General features: G+C 61.7%; 17 protein-coding genes. 10 read left to right on the forward strand and 7 right to left on the reverse strand.

Annotation, left to right across the window (positions count from 1 at the left end; translation table 11 throughout):
- Nucleotides 1-117: 117 nt before the first annotated feature.
- From M1L53_RS19690 to M1L53_RS19705, 4 genes are all read left to right on the forward strand, one after another.
- The gene (locus tag M1L53_RS19690) at nucleotides 118-672 is read left to right on the forward strand and encodes a TetR/AcrR family transcriptional regulator (protein ID WP_021332060.1); all 555 of its coding nucleotides are present in this window, start codon (nucleotides 118-120) and stop codon (nucleotides 670-672) included.
- Nucleotides 673-794: 122 nt separating this feature from the next.
- Nucleotides 795-1943 (forward strand): TetR/AcrR family transcriptional regulator, encoded by a 1149-nt coding sequence (locus M1L53_RS19695; RefSeq protein WP_179090766.1) that lies wholly within the window; start codon nucleotides 795-797, stop codon nucleotides 1941-1943.
- A gap of 58 nt (nucleotides 1944-2001) precedes the next feature.
- Nucleotides 2002-3129: an acyl-CoA dehydrogenase family protein gene (locus tag M1L53_RS19700; RefSeq protein WP_050654809.1), complete on the forward strand. Its 1128-nt coding sequence runs from the start codon at nucleotides 2002-2004 to the stop codon at nucleotides 3127-3129.
- Nucleotides 3126-4190, forward strand: coding sequence for an acyl-CoA dehydrogenase family protein (locus tag M1L53_RS19705; protein ID WP_050654808.1), 1065 nt, complete (start codon nucleotides 3126-3128; stop codon nucleotides 4188-4190). Before M1L53_RS19700 ends, M1L53_RS19705 begins: the two co-directional genes overlap by 4 nt.
- A 19-nt stretch (nucleotides 4191-4209) precedes the next feature.
- Here M1L53_RS19705 and M1L53_RS19710 read toward each other — a convergent pair whose 3' ends face one another.
- On the reverse strand, nucleotides 4210-5748 hold the full coding sequence (locus M1L53_RS19710) for a long-chain fatty acid--CoA ligase (RefSeq protein WP_054187728.1): 1539 nt from the start codon (nucleotides 5746-5748) through the stop codon (nucleotides 4210-4212).
- A 189-nt stretch (nucleotides 5749-5937) separates the two neighbouring features.
- Between M1L53_RS19710 and M1L53_RS19715 the strand changes: the two genes are divergently transcribed.
- Both M1L53_RS19715 and M1L53_RS19720 read left to right on the forward strand, forming a co-directional pair.
- Entirely contained in the window at nucleotides 5938-6975 is a 1038-nt protein-coding gene (locus M1L53_RS19715; RefSeq protein WP_037128603.1) for a phosphatidylinositol-specific phospholipase C domain-containing protein, read from the forward strand.
- Between the two features lie 75 nt (nucleotides 6976-7050).
- Complete coding sequence (locus M1L53_RS19720) at nucleotides 7051-7827, forward strand: trans-aconitate 2-methyltransferase (RefSeq protein WP_030535206.1); 777 nt, start codon at nucleotides 7051-7053, stop codon at nucleotides 7825-7827.
- 27 nt (nucleotides 7828-7854) lie between these two features.
- On the opposite strand, the gene M1L53_RS19725 is transcribed toward M1L53_RS19720, so the two are convergent.
- The 5 genes from M1L53_RS19725 to M1L53_RS19745 form a co-directional block, all read right to left on the reverse strand.
- Nucleotides 7855-8850 (reverse strand): glycine betaine ABC transporter substrate-binding protein, encoded by a 996-nt coding sequence (locus tag M1L53_RS19725; protein WP_054187727.1) that lies wholly within the window; start codon nucleotides 8848-8850, stop codon nucleotides 7855-7857.
- Nucleotides 8847-9665, reverse strand: coding sequence for an ABC transporter permease (locus M1L53_RS19730; protein ID WP_003939758.1), 819 nt, complete (start codon nucleotides 9663-9665; stop codon nucleotides 8847-8849). The genes M1L53_RS19725 and M1L53_RS19730 overlap by 4 nt, the downstream gene beginning before the upstream one ends.
- A gap of 2 nt (nucleotides 9666-9667) precedes the next feature.
- Entirely contained in the window at nucleotides 9668-10879 is a 1212-nt protein-coding gene (locus M1L53_RS19735; protein WP_007731456.1) for an ATP-binding cassette domain-containing protein, read from the reverse strand.
- A complete protein-coding gene (locus M1L53_RS19740) occupies nucleotides 10876-11523 on the reverse strand; it encodes an ABC transporter permease (protein WP_054187726.1) in 648 nt (215 codons plus the stop codon). The genes M1L53_RS19735 and M1L53_RS19740 overlap by 4 nt, the downstream gene beginning before the upstream one ends.
- A gap of 300 nt (nucleotides 11524-11823) precedes the next feature.
- On the reverse strand, nucleotides 11824-12444 hold the full coding sequence (locus M1L53_RS19745) for a malonic semialdehyde reductase (protein WP_007731458.1): 621 nt from the start codon (nucleotides 12442-12444) through the stop codon (nucleotides 11824-11826).
- Between the two features lie 109 nt (nucleotides 12445-12553).
- Here M1L53_RS19745 and M1L53_RS19750 point away from each other — a divergent pair, with 109 nt between their 5' ends.
- The 3 genes from M1L53_RS19750 (at nucleotide 12554) to M1L53_RS19760 (ending at nucleotide 14444) form a co-directional block, all read left to right on the forward strand.
- Nucleotides 12554-12907, forward strand: a complete 354-nt coding sequence (locus M1L53_RS19750; protein WP_007731459.1) for a helix-turn-helix domain-containing protein — start codon at nucleotides 12554-12556, stop codon at nucleotides 12905-12907.
- A gap of 294 nt (nucleotides 12908-13201) precedes the next feature.
- Entirely contained in the window at nucleotides 13202-14050 is an 849-nt protein-coding gene (locus M1L53_RS19755; RefSeq protein WP_054187725.1) for an alpha/beta fold hydrolase, read from the forward strand.
- Nucleotides 14051-14240: 190 nt separating this feature from the next.
- Nucleotides 14241-14444: a PspC domain-containing protein gene (locus M1L53_RS19760; protein ID WP_003939828.1), complete on the forward strand. Its 204-nt coding sequence runs from the start codon at nucleotides 14241-14243 to the stop codon at nucleotides 14442-14444.
- A 9-nt stretch (nucleotides 14445-14453) separates the two neighbouring features.
- Here the strand turns inward: M1L53_RS19760 and M1L53_RS19765 are convergent, their stop codons facing one another.
- Complete coding sequence (locus M1L53_RS19765; RefSeq protein WP_080712681.1) at nucleotides 14454-15113, reverse strand: TetR/AcrR family transcriptional regulator; 660 nt, start codon at nucleotides 15111-15113, stop codon at nucleotides 14454-14456.
- A gap of 99 nt (nucleotides 15114-15212) precedes the next feature.
- Between M1L53_RS19765 and M1L53_RS19770 the strand changes: the two genes are divergently transcribed.
- Nucleotides 15213-16709, forward strand: a complete 1497-nt coding sequence (locus M1L53_RS19770; protein ID WP_003940566.1) for an MFS transporter — start codon at nucleotides 15213-15215, stop codon at nucleotides 16707-16709.
- Nucleotides 16710-16755 lie beyond the last annotated feature (46 nt).

Genomic DNA, 16755 nt, shown 5'->3' on the forward strand with positions numbered 1-16755 from the left:
AGAAAATCTCACGCACTTCAACCCCCTCGTACTTCTCCCAGTTCAGAGGCTCGCGGCCTTCCGTAGCCTTGAGATTTCTGATTGAATCTGTCTCAGAGTGAGACGAGGTGACGGAGAGTGACCGGTGCAAACGAGCGCCGCGCCGCCGACTGGTTGGCCGGCGGTAACCGCCGTGAACTCGCAACCGAGCGCATCTTCGCGGCTGCGGCAGAGCTGATTCGAGAACAGGGATTCGATCGGTTCAACGCCGACGACGTCGCTGCCCGCGCAGGCTGTTCGAGGGCAACGCTCTACCGCTACGTAGGTGGCAAGTCCGCGATCCGCGAGGGGTTGTTGTCACGAGGCGCGGCATCCGTGGCGAGCAAGGTCGCGACTGCCGTCGAATCACTGCACGGCGACGAGCGCATCGTGGAGTCGATCCTCGTCGCCGTCGACGCGATCAGATCCGACGCTGCCATGAGCCACGGCCTTGCGGCAGCGCGGGCCAACGGAATCGACGAGTATCTCGTGTCCTCGCCGTTGCTCCCGCGTACTGCACTGGAACTTGCAGGATTGGATCCTGAAGGTCAAGAGTCGCAGTGGGTGGTTCGGATCGTGTTGATGCTGTTGGCGTGGCCTCTTGCAGACAGGGCCGCCGAACGAGGGATGGTCGAGTCGTTCATCTACTCCTGAGCGGGATTCCGTGTTCGTGAACGGTGCATCGGATCGTCGCTGCTGTAGACGGTTCGGTTCATTGCTTCATTCCTCGGCTCGGTACTCTGAGCTTGTCCGCTGCCGCGAAGGAGAGAGTCACGATGGTCGTACGCAGGCCCCGCGACCGTAAGCAGCAGATTCTTGCGGCTGCAGGTGAGCTTTTCCGTGAGCACGGTTATCACAACGTGTCTGTCGCTCAGGTGGCTGCTGCAGTTGGAATCACGGCACCTGCGCTCTATCGGCACTTCAAGAACAAGCCGGATCTCCTCTACGCCGCGGTCAACGCAGGCATCGAATCGCTCTACGATCGGGTCGCAGGTGCCGAGGATCTGAAAACACTGATCACCGAACTTGCGGCATCGGTGTCCAAACGTCGGGGTCTGTCGCTCCTGTGGCAGCGAGAGGCACGCTATCTGCCTGACGAGCAACGTGAGGAAATGCGTTCGACCCTCAAGAGTGCAGCTTCGCGCGATGCATCGCTGATCCGAATTGAGCGTCCCGACCTCGACGAAGAAGACAGCTATCTGCTCGCCTGGGCTGTCATCGCAGTCTTCAACAGTGTGTCTTCGCATCGAGTGTCCTTGCCGAGGCGTCAGATGGAACTGCTGCTTGTCGAGTTGGCAGACCGCGCTGCATACGCGGAACTGGGTCGCTCAGAAGTGAAAGTCGTGGCGGCAACGGGTCACCTGCCCGTTGTGATACCCAGACGTGAACTCTTGTTGACCGAAGCAATTCGGCTGTTCGACGAGCGTGGATATCAAGCAGTCAATACCGAGGACATCGGTGAGGCTGCAGGAACGACAGGCCCGAATGTGTACAACCACTTCGATGCCAAGATCGACCTGCTGATCTCCGCGGTCTCGAGGGGCGGCGAGCGTCGCCGGCTCGGCGTTGCACAGGCTCTCGGCGCCGCAACCGGCCCGGAGGACGCGCTGTCCGGATTGCTTGCCGCACATATCGATTTCGCGATCAACGAGCGTCATTTGATCGGGTTGTTGATCAGCGAACTCGACCAATTACCGGACAAGTTCCGCCGCACGTGTGAACAGAATCAACGTGAGTACGTCGCGCTATGGGTCAAGATGCTCGAAGAAGTCCGTCCGGGCCTCGAGTCCGCCACCGCCAGGATCACCGTCAATGCCACTTTGACAGTTGTGGAGAACGCCGTCCGAATCGGCCGGCTTCGCCGTCGCGACGACCTGTCGGACAGACTCTTCGAGATCGGCTGCGCCCTGCTGCTGGGCGCATGAAAAATTCGGGTAAGCGCCACGGGCGGCGGATCGACTCACGAAACTGATCGGAGACGTCATGCGTTTCGACGCAACAGAACTGACGATCGAGGAGCTTGCTCTTCAGGCTGACGTGCGGGAGTACCTCGACAAGCGACTCACCCCCGGTACCTACTCGCTCGGACTCGGGATGGCCGGGGCGGTGGATCCGGTGTTCTCGCGAGATCTGGGTCGACGTGGGTGGCTCGGCATGTCGCTGCCGAAGGAATACGGCGGGGGCGGACGGTCAGCAGTGGATCGATTGGTCGTCGTCGAAGAACTTCTCGCGCGGGGAGCGCCGGTCGGCTATCACTGGATCGGAGACAGACAGTCGGGTCCGAGCATCGCCGCCAACGGCACGGAAGAACAGAAGCGGTACTTCCTTCCCGGTATCGCGAGCGGTGAGTTCTCGTTCTCGATCGGGATGAGTGAGCCCGACTCGGGTTCGGACCTGGCATCGGTGCGCACTCGCGCCGAACGTGTCGATGGTGGCTGGAAAGTCAACGGCACCAAGATCTGGACCACCGGCGCCTTCCATGCCACACACATACTCGCCCTGCTTCGAACCTCGGCAGACAAGCACAACGGTCTCACTCAGCTGATCGTCGATCGCGACAGCGAGGGTCTGACCGTCTCACCCATTCCGTTCATCGACGGTAGTGAGGACTTCTGCGAGGTGTCGTTCCAGGATGTTTTCGTGCCGGATTCGCGTCGCCTCGGAGACGTCGGAGCGGGCTGGGGACAAAACACCGGTGAACTCGCACTCGAGCGAGGTGGCGTCGACCGTTGGATGTCGCTGATGCCGGTCCTCGAGAACTTCGCGGCCAACCAAGCAGCGCAATGCGGTCCAGCTGCCCTCGCCGATCTGGGCTCGATTACCGCACGCTGCTGGGCTTTTCGCGGGATGTCGCTGTCCATCGCACGGATGGTCGACGCCGGTCGCTCGCCGGTCACGGAGGCCGCGCTGATCAAGGAGATGGCAACACGCTTCGAACAGGACTGTGTTGCGACCGTCGCGCGGCACCTCGGCCGGGCTCCGGACCTTGCATCCGACGATCCGTACGAGTCGCTGCTCGCCCGGGCCGTGCTGGTGGCGCCGTCGTGGTCGATTCGCGGCGGTACCAACGAAATTCTCCGCACCGTGATCATGAAAGGGTTGGACCGATGAATTCGGGGTCACAGATCAACGCGTACACATTCGACGCCGACCTCGAATCGATGGTCGAGCAATTTTTCGCCGAGAAGTCCGGCACCGAGGTGGTAGCGCAGGCGGAGATCGGCGGTCTGCCCGCCGGATTATGGAGCGCGGCAGTCGAACTAGGGTTACCTCTGGTCGGTCTTCCCGAATCGGTTGGTGGTTCCGGTGGCTCGCTCCTCGACGCCGTGACTGTCCAGCGCGCGGCGGCGAGGCACGCTGCGCCGCTGCCGCTCGCCGAGACGTACCTCGCGGGCAGGCTGGCAACAGCGGGCGGGTTACCCGTGCCCTCCGGAATCGCAACGGTCGCCCCGGGTTCGCCGCGCGACGATGTGCGCCGGACCAACGACGGTGTTCTCTCGGGAACCTTTCACGACGTGCCGTGGGGTAGCGCTGCATCAGTGCTGGCAGCAGTTCTCGGTGATCGCGTCGTACTCCTTGACATCTCCGACGCCGAGATCGGTGGCGGGACGGATCTTGCGGGGCAACCGCGTGAGAGCCTGACGTTCTCCGAAGCGCGGACCATTGACGGCGACAACCCGGTCGATGCCCGGATTCTCAGCAAGCTCGGCGCGTTCTTGCGCTCGGTGCAGATGTCGGGAGCGATGGAGTCGGCGTCGACGTTGACCCGGCGCTATGTGTCCGACCGGGTGCAATTCGGTAGGCCCGTCGCGCAGTTTCAAGCAGTCCAGCAGCATATCGTGACGCTTGCTCAGATGGCTTCGATGTCCACGCTGGCCGTCGATCGCACTGCACATGCACTCATCAGAGGCGACGCCGACTTCGAAGTGAGCGCAACCAAATTGGTGGTTTCGCAGAATGCGCTCGTGAGCGTCCGCGCCGCCCACCAGGCACACGGTGCAATCGGCATGACCCGCGAATACCGATTGCAACAACTGACGCGTCGACTGCACGCCTGGCGATCGGAGTTCGGCGACGAAATCGCGAGTGCGACGCAACTAGGAGAGGCCGTAGCGGCGTCGCCGTCACTGCACCGCTTGATCACCGACCCAGAACCGACATTGAAGCTGTAATCCTGACCGTCGTAAAGGATTACGTTGCGTTGCAACGAAGATCGCGCTTCAGCACCTTGCCTGCTGCCGACAGCGGCAATGCATCGACGAATTGGAAAGTGCGCGGAGATTTGTATCCGGCTATCAGCGTTTTCACGTGAGCGCGCAGTTCGTCGGCGTCGGCGTCGAAACCATGCCGAAGGACGACCACGGCATGGACACGCTCGCCCCACTGGGCATCGGGCAGACCGATCACGGAACAGGCCGCGACGGATTCGTGTTGTGCCAGAGCGTTTTCGACCTCGGTGGAGTAGACGTTCTCGCCACCGGTGACGATCATGTCCTTGATGCGATCGACGATGAACAGGTAACCGCGGGCGTCGAGGTACCCCGCGTCGCCGGTATGCATCCACCCGCTGCGGAGCACTTCAGCGGTCTCCTTCGGTTTGTTCCAGTATCCGAGCATGATGTGGCTGCCGAACGTGACGATTTCGCCCACCTCGCCGGGTGGGAGTTCCGAGCCGGCCGGGTCGACGATTTTCAGTTCGCAGTGAGGGAGTGCGCGACCAGCGCTGCGGAGGAGATCACCACCTTCGAGGTGATCGGCTGGACTCAGCATGCTGATGTGCGCGGTTTCAGTCATCCCGTAGCCCTGAGCGAAGGAACTGTTGGGGAACATTTGCATGACCTGCCCGAGAAGCGTCGGAGATATGGGCGAAGCGCCGTATCTCAGGATCCTGACGCTGGACAGATCGTAGGTGGTTGCGTCTTCGCCCGTTTCGTTTTTGTGGGCGACCAACATCTGGAGCATTGTCGGCACCAGACCCACGGTTGTCGGGCGATAGCGGTCCACGGCCTCGAGGAACGTCCGTGGGCTGAAGTTCGGTACGAAGACCTGAGTTCCACCCATCAGCGACTGAGCCAACCATCCGACTATCCCGGCAATGTGAAACAGAGGGTTCACCGCGAGGTTCGTTCCGTTGCTGATTGCCACGCCGCCTGCCGCGAGAGTGCCCAGCGCCGAGGTCATCAGCGCTTGATGGCTGATCATCACGCCCTTCGGCACTCCGGTGGTCCCGCCGGTGTAGAGGAGTAGTGCAAGCGTGTCGCCGCCGACGCGCAGATCGTCGACCGGAATCGCCTCCGCGATCACCTGTTCGTAGTCGAGCATTCCGTCCGGAACTCGGTCGTTGCCGCAGTAGACGACAGTGGTCAGGCCTGGACACGCCTCGCGAAGGGTAGATCCGACGGAAGCAAAATTCTCGTCCACGAGTAATACCGTCGACCCTGAATCTTCCAGGGCGTATGTGATTTCCGCCGTGCTCCAGCGAGAATTGACCGGACTGGCCACTGCTCCGAACCACCAGCAGGCCAGGAGCGCCTCGTGGTAGTAGTCGGAGTTCGATGCCAAGATTGCGACTCTGTCACCGGTGCGCAGGCCTAACGTCTGCAGCCCGCCCGCGAGCCTCTTGATCCGGTCGACCGATTCGCGAGACGTGCGCACTCGGCCATCGGAGATCGTCATCACCGCTTCGGGCGACGCTCGTAGGGATCGGTGAACGAATTGAGTCAGCTGCATGCGATTCCTCCTGCGAGTGTGCGGCGAGTGCTCTGACTCGGATCAGTTCGGCACTGATGCTATTGGCCTGACAATTGCCCTCACTCACCGCCTGAAATCATGCCCCACTCCGGTGCAATCTAGACGATTGTCCAGTTAACTCTGACGATTCCATCCTGCCGTGGGGTGATTTCTGCGAGAGTGTCGAACATGCGAGCAATCCTGGTAGCCGGTATGAGTGCGTTCGTGGCGGTCGTCTCGGCGCCCTCTGCCGGCGCCGAAACGACTACGAACCAAGTGCGCTCGTTTTCCGAGACCACGTCAGTCGGGGTCCACAATTCCTACGAGAAGGCGACGTTTCCGTACTTCGCCGACGCTTTGGATTCCGGGGCGTCGTTGCTCGAGCTGGACCTGTGGACCAACGGGGGCGGTCCGGACTGGCGTGTGTCGCACATGAATCCGGTGGTGAGCGACAGCAACTGCGTCGGCGCTCAGGACGCATCCGGGTTGCGAAGCGGTTTACGAGATCAGGGATTCCGTGGATGCCTGGCAGATATGCGGGCGTGGCACGAGGCCAATCCCGAGCATCCACCGGTGATGATCAAGTTGGAAATCAAGGACGGGTTCACTGCCGGGTACGGACGTGGGCCCGCGGATCTCGACGCCCTGATTCTCGGGACTCTCGGAGACGCGGTTTTCACGCCGGCCGATCTGATGGGGGAGTCCTACTCCACCCCGGATGCCGCCGTCACCGAGCGTGGATGGCCGAGCAATTCCGAAATGACCGGGAAATTTCTGTTCGAGCTGATACCGGGAACGATCGAGGAGGGAAACCCTCTCGATACGGAGTGGACGGACCGGCAGTATGCGACGCACCTGCGAGATCTGTCCTCCGCCGGGCTCGTCGAACTCGGCGCCGCCTTTCCCGCTGTTCACCGTGCATCACCGGGAGACCCACGTCTCGACCGCTATACCGACCCGGGGATCCGTCCGTGGTTCGTGATCTTCGACGGTGACGCTCTCGACTACACCGCCGGAGTCGTGGATCCGAGTTGGTACCACGATCGCGGCTACCTGCTCGTCATGACCGACGCGCACAAGGTCGCTCCGCAGATCGACGGAACCCATGCCACCGAAACCGAGGCGAGCGAGCGTCTCGACCTGTTGGCCGGGCAGCACGCAAGTTACATCACCGCGGACTGGTCGAGGTTGCCGAACGTACTGTCCACCGTGGTGCCGCGTCGGTGATTTTCGAATGGCCGGATCGTGAAGAGCGAGATCTGACGGGCGGCAATTCTCAGGAACAGGGTGCAGGATGGGTTCATGCGCACTGTCACGTGGAATCCCGAAGTCTACGGCCGCTATTCGGGTGAGCGGTCACGCCCGTTCGTGGACCTGGTGTCACGGGTGGCCACCGAAGACCCGACGCGGGTAGCCGACCTCGGCTGCGGATCAGGCACCCTGACCGCGATGCTCGGGGAAAGATGGCCGGACGCCTCGGTATCCGGATTCGACTCGTCTCCCGAAATGGTCGCGCAGGCCCCTACAGACCTACCGGGAAACGTCACCGTCGAGTTGGGGGACATCATGTCCTTCGACGCCACCGGTTACGACGTGGTCGTCAGTAACGCTGCATTGCAGTGGGTTCCGAGCCATCGCGAGCTGATCGACCAGTGGGCGGACACCCTGGAATCCGGATCGTGGCTGGCGTGGCAGGTGCCGGGTAACTTCGATGCTCCGTCCCATGCGCTCATGCGAGATCTCGCGGAATCAGCGGAATGGAGTGAGCGACTGGGTGGCGTCCTACGCGGCCCGGAAGGCGTCGACAGTCCAGTTCAGTACGCGCAGCGTCTCCAAGAACACGGATTCGACGTCGACGCCTGGGAGACGACGTACGTACACGTGCTGGCAGGTGCCGACCCGGTGCTCGGATGGGTACGGGGGACGGGGTTACGACCCGTGCTCGACGTTCTCGGCGAAGCTGACGCTCCGGAGTTCGAGCGTCAGTATTCCGATCTGCTGAGGGAGGCCTACCCCGCAACAGCCGCCGGAACGCTCTTTCCGTTCCGGCGGGTGTTCTGCGTCGGACGCAAGCGGTAACTACTCGGCTGGGTTGCGGTCAGCCGATCACTGCGCCGTGACAAAGCCTTCCGAGACCAGCCAGTCGCGGGCCACGTCCGCCGGCTCCTTGCCGTCGACGTCGACCTGCCGGTTGAGTTCGGTCATCACCTCGTTGGTCAGTCGCTCCGAGATCGGTGCCATGACTTCTGCTACCTGCGGATGTGCTTCCGCGAAGTCCTTTTTCATTACCAGTGCCGGATTGTATTTCGGGAAGAACTGGAGATCGTCGTCGAGCAGAACGAGATCGAGTGCGATGATGCGACCGTCGGTGGTGAACACCTCGCCGAACTTGCACTGATCGCCATCGGCTGTCGCCTGGTAGATGATGCCGGTCTGCAGGATCTGGCGTTGGGCACGAGAGGCGTCGAAACCGTATTTCGCTGCCAGGCCGGGATATCCGTCCTGGCGGACGTTGAACTCGGTCTCGACGCACGTCACCGCAGCTCCGGGATCGGATTCGACCAACTTCGCGTAGTCGGAAACGGTCTTGACACCGGTCTTCTCAGCGGTCTCCTTGCTCATCGCCAATGCATACGTATTGTTCATCGGCGCCGGATCGGTCCACACCATGTCGTTCGCAGCAAGGTCCGCATCGCGGACGGCCTCGAACTGCGCCTGCGAATCGGGAAGCGGTGTCTCGTTGCCGAGGTAGTTGATCCAGCCGGTTCCGGTGTATTCGTACGCAAGATCGATCTGGCCGTTCAACTGTGCGTCACGGGTGCTGTTCGAGCCCTGGATGTTCGTGAGGTCTCGAACATCCGCGCCCGCAGCGGCCATCGCGAATTCGATGACGTACCCGAGCACGATCTGCTCGGTGAAGTCCTTGGAGCCGACGGTAATCTTCACACCCTCGAGCTCCGGAACCGGCTCGATGCTGCCGGGGCCGACGGCCAGGGGCAGTGCGCCACCGGACTCGAGACCACACGAAGCGACAAGTGTGAGGCCGATCGTGGCAACCGCGAGTTTCCAGCCCCACGTTCTGGTGATCGAAGTCTTGGTCATCGCAATCCCTTGGGCCCGAGATAAGTTTCGGCGAGCGCGCCGAGCCAGTCGATCAGCAAGGCCAACGACACCGCCAGTACGGCACCGACCACGAGGGTGACGTTGTCGCGGAGCTTGTATCCGGTGTCGATCAGAATGCCGAGTCCGCCGGCACTGACCAGGAAGCACAGCGTCGCAGTACCGACGGCCAGAACGAGCGAAGTACGCAGTCCTGCAAGGATGTACGGGACGGCCATCGGGAACTCGAGTTGACGTAGGACCGTGAGCGAAGACATTCCCTGCCCGCGCCCCGCATCGATCAAGGTCTTGTCCACTTGCTGGTAGCCGAGGATGGTGTTGCGCAGCACCGGAAGCAACGAATAGAACGCAATGGGAAACACGCCGATCCAGAAGCCGGTCGTTCTTGTCGCGAGATAGAACAGCACGAGCAGGCCGATGGCAGGCGCTGCGGCTCCGATGTTGGCTATTCCCACGAAGAACGGTGCCAGGCGGGTGAATTTCGGCCTGGTCAGCAGGGTTCCGAGTGGAACCGCGATGGCGACGACGATGATGACCACGGCGGCGGTGATCAGTACGTGCTGCCAGGTCAGAGTGACGATGTTGTCGAGGTTGATGCTCGCCTTCTGCGTCGCGTTGAGATCTCGGCTGAATGCCCAGATCAACACGCCCGCAACCAGGATCAGGACGATGACCGGCTGCACATACAGTCGCATCCGTTCCGCACGGCGCGTGGCGGCGTTCTCGGCCGCACCCAGATCGGGGGCGTCCGGTTCCATCTCAGGCGCGGAGACGCGCTCCTCTGTCGTGGCAGTCATGTTCAACCCTCGACGTTCTCGGTGTCTGGCTCTTCGTCGTGGTCGTGCGCGTGCTCCTCGCGCATTTCGGAAAGATGGCTGACCAGTGTGTCGATGGTGATGAGACCGACGTACTCGCCACGCCGTCCGGTGACCACGGTGGACGCATTGCTCTCTGCGAGAAGAGCTTCCAACGCATCCTGCAGGGTGGACTGGATGGACACGGCTTCGCCGATCTCGTTACCGACACCTCGAAGAGTCGACGCATGGGCGAGGTGGCCGGGCGAGACCCAGCGCAGCGGCCGTCCGCGCTGATCGAGAATCAGGGCCCACTTCCACTTACGCGCTGCGAGTGCGGTTCTCAAATCATCGACCGAATCGGTTTCGCGGGCGGTGAGGCACTGCTTGAGTTTGATCTGGCGCACGCGTGTCAGGGTCAGCTGCTTGAGCGAGGCGTCCGCCCCGACAAATCCGGCGACCATGTCGTTTGCGGGATTGGCGAGAATCGCTTCCGGAGTGTCGTACTGCATGATGCTGGACTGATTGCCCAGCACGGCAATACGGTCACCGAGTTTGACTGCCTCGTTGAAATCGTGGGTGACGAAGACGATGGTCTTACCCAACTCCGACTGCAGACGCATCAGTTCGTCCTGGAGCAGGCCGCGGGTGATCGGATCGACGGCACCGAAAGGTTCGTCCATCAACAGCACCGGAGGATCGGCAGCCAGCGCCCGTGCCACGCCCACACGCTGTTGCTGCCCGCCGGACAATTGGCGAGGGTAGCGGTCGCGATAGGTATCGGGATCGAGGCCTACGAGGTCGAGCATCTCGTCGGTGCGCGCTGCGATACGTTTCTTGTCCCAACCGATCAGACCCGGGACAGTCGCGACGTTCTTCGCAATCGTGAAGTGCGGGAACAAGCCTGCCTGCTGGATCGAGTACCCGATGCCACGGCGGAGCTTGTCCGGGTCGATCGACAGCGCGTCCTTGCCGTCGATGGTGATCTTGCCGGAGGTAGGTTCGATCAGGCGGTTGATCATGCGCATCGTCGTCGTCTTGCCGCAACCCGAAGGTCCGACGAAGACCACGATTTCACCGGCCGGAACAGTCAGCGAAACATTGTCCACCGCTGCAGCTTTCTGGCCCGGGTACCGCTTGGTGACGGACTCCAGGACGATCTCGACCCCGGATACCTTCTGATCTGTGGATACGTCAGACGGAATGGTTTCAGTCATTGCAGCCCCTTCGAAGTAGTGAGACGACCGATGACGACGTAGATTCCGTCGAGAATCAGAGCGAGAATGACGATCAGTACGGTGCCGACCAGCGCTTGCGGAACAGCATTCGGGCTACCGACACGCGAGAGTCCGGAGAAGATCAGGTTTCCCAGACCAGGACCTTTGGCGTACGCCGCGATGGCGAGGATGCCCATGAGCATCTGTGTACTGACCCGCATGCCGGTGAGGATCGACGGCCACGCGATCGGTAGCTCGATTCGACTCAGTACGTGCATGCGATTCATTCCGACACCGCGGGCTGCGTCCGTGATCGCCGGGTTGACTGCATCCAGACCGATGATCGTGTTCCGAATGATCGGGAGCAGGGCATACAAGATCAACGCGGTGATCGTGGGAGCGACGCCGAGACCGAGAATCGGAATGAGCAGTCCGAGGAGGGCGAATGAAGGAACCGTCAGGATCGTGCTGGCCAACGCCGTAGCGATGGAGGATCCCGCCGGGCTCCGGTAGACGAGAATGCCGATGATCACGGCGGCGATCGTCGCGATGATCACGGACTGGATAACTGCTGAAACATGAAGGTACGAGTCGGTCAACAACTGTTGTCGTCGTGCAACGACAAAATCCCATAGCGCGCCCATATTTCCGAACCCACTTTCTTCGGACTTCTGCTCGCTCGAACGTCTTCCCTCGACACCGACCGGCGCACAAGGGCTTTCCCCACAGCCTCCGTAGGCCGAGGGGTTTCCCTCGACTGTCGTCCAAAAACTGAGATACTGCAACTAATTCCGATTGCAGCGTGTCGGATGTTGTTCTGGACGTGAGATTTTGCGAGACGCGGGTATGTACCCACTGCGAGCAGAGTTGAAACGCGCTGGAGATGGCAAAGCGGGAGAGTTCCGCAGAACTCTCCCGCATTGCTTGATTTGTCCGAATTGGCCTCAGGCCCAGCTGAGCGCATCCTCATCGGAGAGGCGCGGCAGACGATCGAACCAGGGGTTCTCACCGGGATGGCCGATGTTCACCACGAGGATCGTCTTGAAACGTCCGTCTGCGAAGAATTCGCCGTCGATGCCGTCGGCGTCGAACCCGGCCATCGGGCCGGCGACCAGACCCTGTGCGCGAATCGCGAGGATCACATAGCCGGCCTGAAGTGCGGCATTGAACCGACTCGTCGAACTGGCGGCAGCCTCGTCGGATTCGAAGTAGTCCTTCATCTCCGGGCGAATGGGGAACAGGTTGGGGATGTGCTTGTAGAACTCGGTGTCCACCGCCAGTACGGCAACTGCAGGAGCGGCCTCGGTCTTGGCTTTGTTGCCGTCTGCCATGTGCTCGACGAGGCGTGCTTTGCCTTCCTCGGTACGGACGAACAGCACACGTAGCGGATTGGTGTTGGCCGCGGTCGGTGCCCACTTCGCGAGCTCCCAGATCGCAGTCAGTTCGTCGTCGGTCACAGGTTCGTTCGAGAAGGAGTTGGCGGTGCGAGCCGCAGTGAAGAGGAGCTCGCGGCCGGCTTCGTCGAGTTGCTGGGCGGTGAATGGGGTGGCTGCGTCGAGAGACATCGGGGGTTTCCGTTCCGTGGTAGCTCGACCGAGCGTCACCCGGTAAAGCTAGTTGCTAGTAAAAAAATAGTGCCTACGGATACGTTAGCACTGTGGCTAGGATGGTGGGGTGGCAAGCAAGAGCGAAGCGGGACACGAGCCCCGCGCATGTGACGGGGCTCTGGCCCGCGCGTTCGGCTTCCTGGGCAAACGGTGGAACGGCGTCATTCTCGGCACGCTGCTGAACGGGCCGGCGGGATTCTCCGAACTCAAGCGCGCGGTGGGCGGGATCAGTGATTCGGTGCTCTCGGAACGCCTGACGGAGTTGGCAGGGGCAGGCCTGGTGACGAGGAGCGTCGATGCAGGTCCGCCCATCGCCGTGGAGTACGAACTCACAGCGTCGGGGCAGGCGCTGCTCCCCGCTCTCAGTGAACTGACAACGTGGGCCGCCGAAAATCTGCCACCCGAGAGTTGCTCGAACTGAGCGCTCGCTAGGACGCCGGCGCCGCGACCGCGTGGGTCGCGCTTCTGTGGGACGAAATCTCGTAGGAAGCGACGAAACATCTACGCAACGTAGATGCAACGTAGCCAAAACTAGTGTTCTGGATCACACAGTGTTCGTGTGGTCGAGAGGCCTTTGGTCACGAATCTGTGGGCAGAACGGGTCCTGGTTCGCTACCGGTGGTGGATGAGGACAAGGTTCCGCGGGTTGAGCACACAGCTCGCGGAACCGCCCCACCACACGCCCCGACGAGGGCACCGGCCGACAGGAGTTCAGGTGTCCGTAGTTGCGGAAGTCTCGGCGATCGATTTCGCGGAGACCGAATTCGATTGGGCGCGGCGATCGACGCTGATTCGTGAAGTCGACCCACTCGTTCCGGGGCCACCATCCTTGGCGATGTGTCTGAGCGAGCCGACGCGCGGACTGGTCGACATCGCTTCACTGCTTCTCGCGGCTCCGTGGTTGCTTCGATCGCCGCGTGGGGACGGGCATCCGGTCCTCGTTCTCCCCGGATTGCTGACTTCGGACGTTTCGACTCTCGCCTTGAGGACATACTTGAGCTTTCTCGGCTACCGGGTTCACGGTTGGAATCTGGGTCTGAACACCGGTCCGACGGCGACGGTGGTCGACGGACTGCCTGCCGCATTGGCCGAGGTAGCAGATCGATACGAGCAGAAGGTGTCGGTGATCGGCTGGAGTCTGGGCGGTATCTACGCTCGAAAGCTGGCGAGGGACCTGCCGGATTCGGTGCGTCAAGTAGTGACACTCGGAAGTCCTTTCGGTCTCACCAGTCTGGAGCAGACGAGAGTCGGATCTCTCTACGCTCGTTTGTCCGGCAATCACGCGATACTGCCTCCGGTCGACGGCATCGAATCCGAACAGGGATCGCCTATTTCCGTTCCCGCCACGTCGGTCTACTCCAGGCACGACGGTATCGTTCCATGGCAAGCGTGCTGTGAAACCTCGGCAGGCCTGTCGGAAAGCATTGCGGTGCAAGGCAGTCACATGGGGTTGACCCACAACCCGTCGGCGTTGTGGACCGTTGCCGATCGTCTGGCGCAGGACGTCGACAACTGGCAACCTTTTGCGGCTCCGAAACGGCTTCGACGCATGTTTCCCTGCTGAGGTGCGAGGCTGAGGTCCGAGGCCGGGGTGTGGGGGAGAACCCTGAGTCCGACGCGGGGACGGACTCGTACCTGAGGACACACCGCGTCGGAAAAGATGGGTCCATGGCCTGATGCGCACAGGTGGATCGGCAGCGGATAGTGGAGGTCGACGCGGATGAACCGCGAGTTCCGTTGAGAGGAAACAACACATGACCTCCCCGATGAATACCCGCAAGCTCACCCGCGCCCGCTCGGGAGCAATGTTCGGTGGGGTGTGCGCCGGAATCGCTCGGTACTTCGGTTGGAAGTCGTCGACTGTCCGCTTGCTGTTCGTACTCTCGTGCCTGCTGCCCGGCCCGCAGTTTCTGATCTACATCGTGATGTGGATTTTCATTCCTCGTGAGCAGATCTGACCGAACCGCTCAACGGCGGCGGTCTTTCAGGCATTGCTTGGCCTCGTGCAATTCCTCCGAACTCAGTGGAGGAAGGGGCAGTGCGTCACGGTGCAAGCCCTCCGTGCGTAGGCCGTCGAGCATTACCGAGAGGTATCGACGCCACACGGTCGGGTTGACGGGCTGAGCAAATTCGGTGACTGCGCCCACCATGAAGATGAGGCCGAACAGGTCCGTCGGTACGGCGTCGGTGCGCAGCATCCCGGCCTCCTGGGCCCGGTAGAAGATCCTCTCGACCGACGGTTCGATGATGGATCGTTGGCATGCGACTTGCTCGCATCCCTCGTCGGTTCCGTTCAGGACGTCTTTGAGTCCGCGGTTGACCGACATACGGCTGCAGGCGAATTCGGCAAAGGTGACAAGTCCGTCCCACGGATCCGGATTGGCAAGTGACGCGTCCGCGGCCGCTGCCATGTCGGCGAAGTTCTGCTGGAAGACTCCGTCGATCAATTCTTCTTTGCTGGCGAACCGCCGATAGACCGTTCCGACGCCGACCCCCGCGCGCCGGGCGACGTCGTCGAGTGTGACGTCGATCCCTTCTTCGGCGAACAATTCACGTGCGGCGTCGATGATCAACTGCCGATTACGTGCAGCATCGGCGCGAAGGGGGCGCTCCATTGCGGTACTCATGTCCCCACTCTACCCGCCAAGTGGAGACAGCCTCTCCGTTTTGGTGTAGCGTTTTTGCTAACCGGAGAAGCCATCTCCGCATAGGTTGGGCGAGGGACTATGTCAGACATTGCTGAACGGACTGAATTCGAGCAGTCCTCAGCGCCTTCAGGGGACAACCACGCAAAGCGGTGGCTGGTTCTCGCGGTTCTGGGAATTGCGCAGCTGATGGTGGTCTTGGATGCCACCATCGTCAACATCGCGCTGCCTGCTGCGCAGCGCTCACTGGAGTTCGGTGATTCGGACCGCCAGTGGATCATCACGGCATACGCATTGGCGTTCGGCAGTTTGCTGCTACTCGGCGGTCGATTGAGCGACTTGTTCGGGCGCAGGCGAACTTTCATCGTCGGCCTGATCGGCTTCGCAGTCGCTTCCGCCATCGGTGGCGCAGCCGTAAACTTCGAAATGCTTGTTGCCGCTCGTGCCGGCCAAGGCGTATTCGGTGCGCTCCTTGCCCCGGCAGCCCTGTCGCTGCTGTCCGTGACATTCACGGATCCAGGTGAGCGTGCCAAGGCGTTCGGTATCTTCGGTGCCGTTGCCGGCGGTGGTGGCGCCATCGGACTGCTGCTCGGCGGCGCACTCACCGAGTGGGTCGACTGGCGCTGGTGCCTCTTCGTGAATCTCTTCTTCGCGGCGATCGCTCTGGTCGGAGCAGTCCTGTTGCTCGCGCCGCACACCAGTGACTCGCGACCCAAGCTCGACATCCCCGGAACGATCCTGGTGTCGATCAGCTTGTTCAGCATCGTCTTCGGATTCTCGAAGGCCGAGTCGGACGGGTGGAGTGCAACTCCCACTATCTCGTGGCTCGTTGCCGGCGTCGTGTTCATGGCGGCGTTCATCTACTGGCAGACCAAGTCCGAGCACCCACTTCTTCCGCTGCGGGTGGTCCTCGACCGAATCCGGGCGGGCTCGTACCTGGCGATCTTCCTTTCCGGCGCAGGCATGTTCGCAGTCTTCCTGTTCCTGACGTACTACATGCAGCTGATCCTCGGGTACAGCCCGATCATGACCGGCCTCGCATTCATGCCGATGGTGTTCGGAATCGTGACAGCGGCAACGCTTTCGACAGCGGTTTTGCTGCCGCGCGTCGGTCCGCGAGTGCTGATCGTGAGCGGAATGGTCATCGCGGCGATCGGAATGACTCTGCTGGCCCAGATCTCGGTGGACAGCACCTATGCAGTCCACATTCTGCCGGGGCTCGTCGTCACCGGACTCGGCATGGGCAGCATTTTCGCCCCGTCGATGCAGGGAGCAACTTCAGGCGTGCATCACGAAGATGCCGGCGTCGCATCTGCCACGGTCAACACGATGCAGCAGGTGGGCGGCTCGATCGGAACTGCACTGCTCAGCACGATTGCCGCCTCGGCTTCCACCAACTACCTGGTGGGCCGCGAGATGAATCCGCTGACTCAGGCGCAGGCCGCCGTCGAGAGTTACACCACGACGTTCTATTGGGCCGCAGGCATATTCGCGGTCGGTGCGGTCTTGACCGGACTGGTTCTTCGGAGTGGACTGCTTCCGGATTCGCCGGAAGGTGAACCGGTAATCGCCCACTGACAGCAAATTTCGGGGTCGACGCCGCAATGGCGTCGACCCCGAAATC

This window comes from Rhodococcus sp. T9N, assembly GCF_024436645.1.
GTDB classification, from domain to species: domain Bacteria; phylum Actinomycetota; class Actinomycetes; order Mycobacteriales; family Mycobacteriaceae; genus Rhodococcus_F; species Rhodococcus_F qingshengii.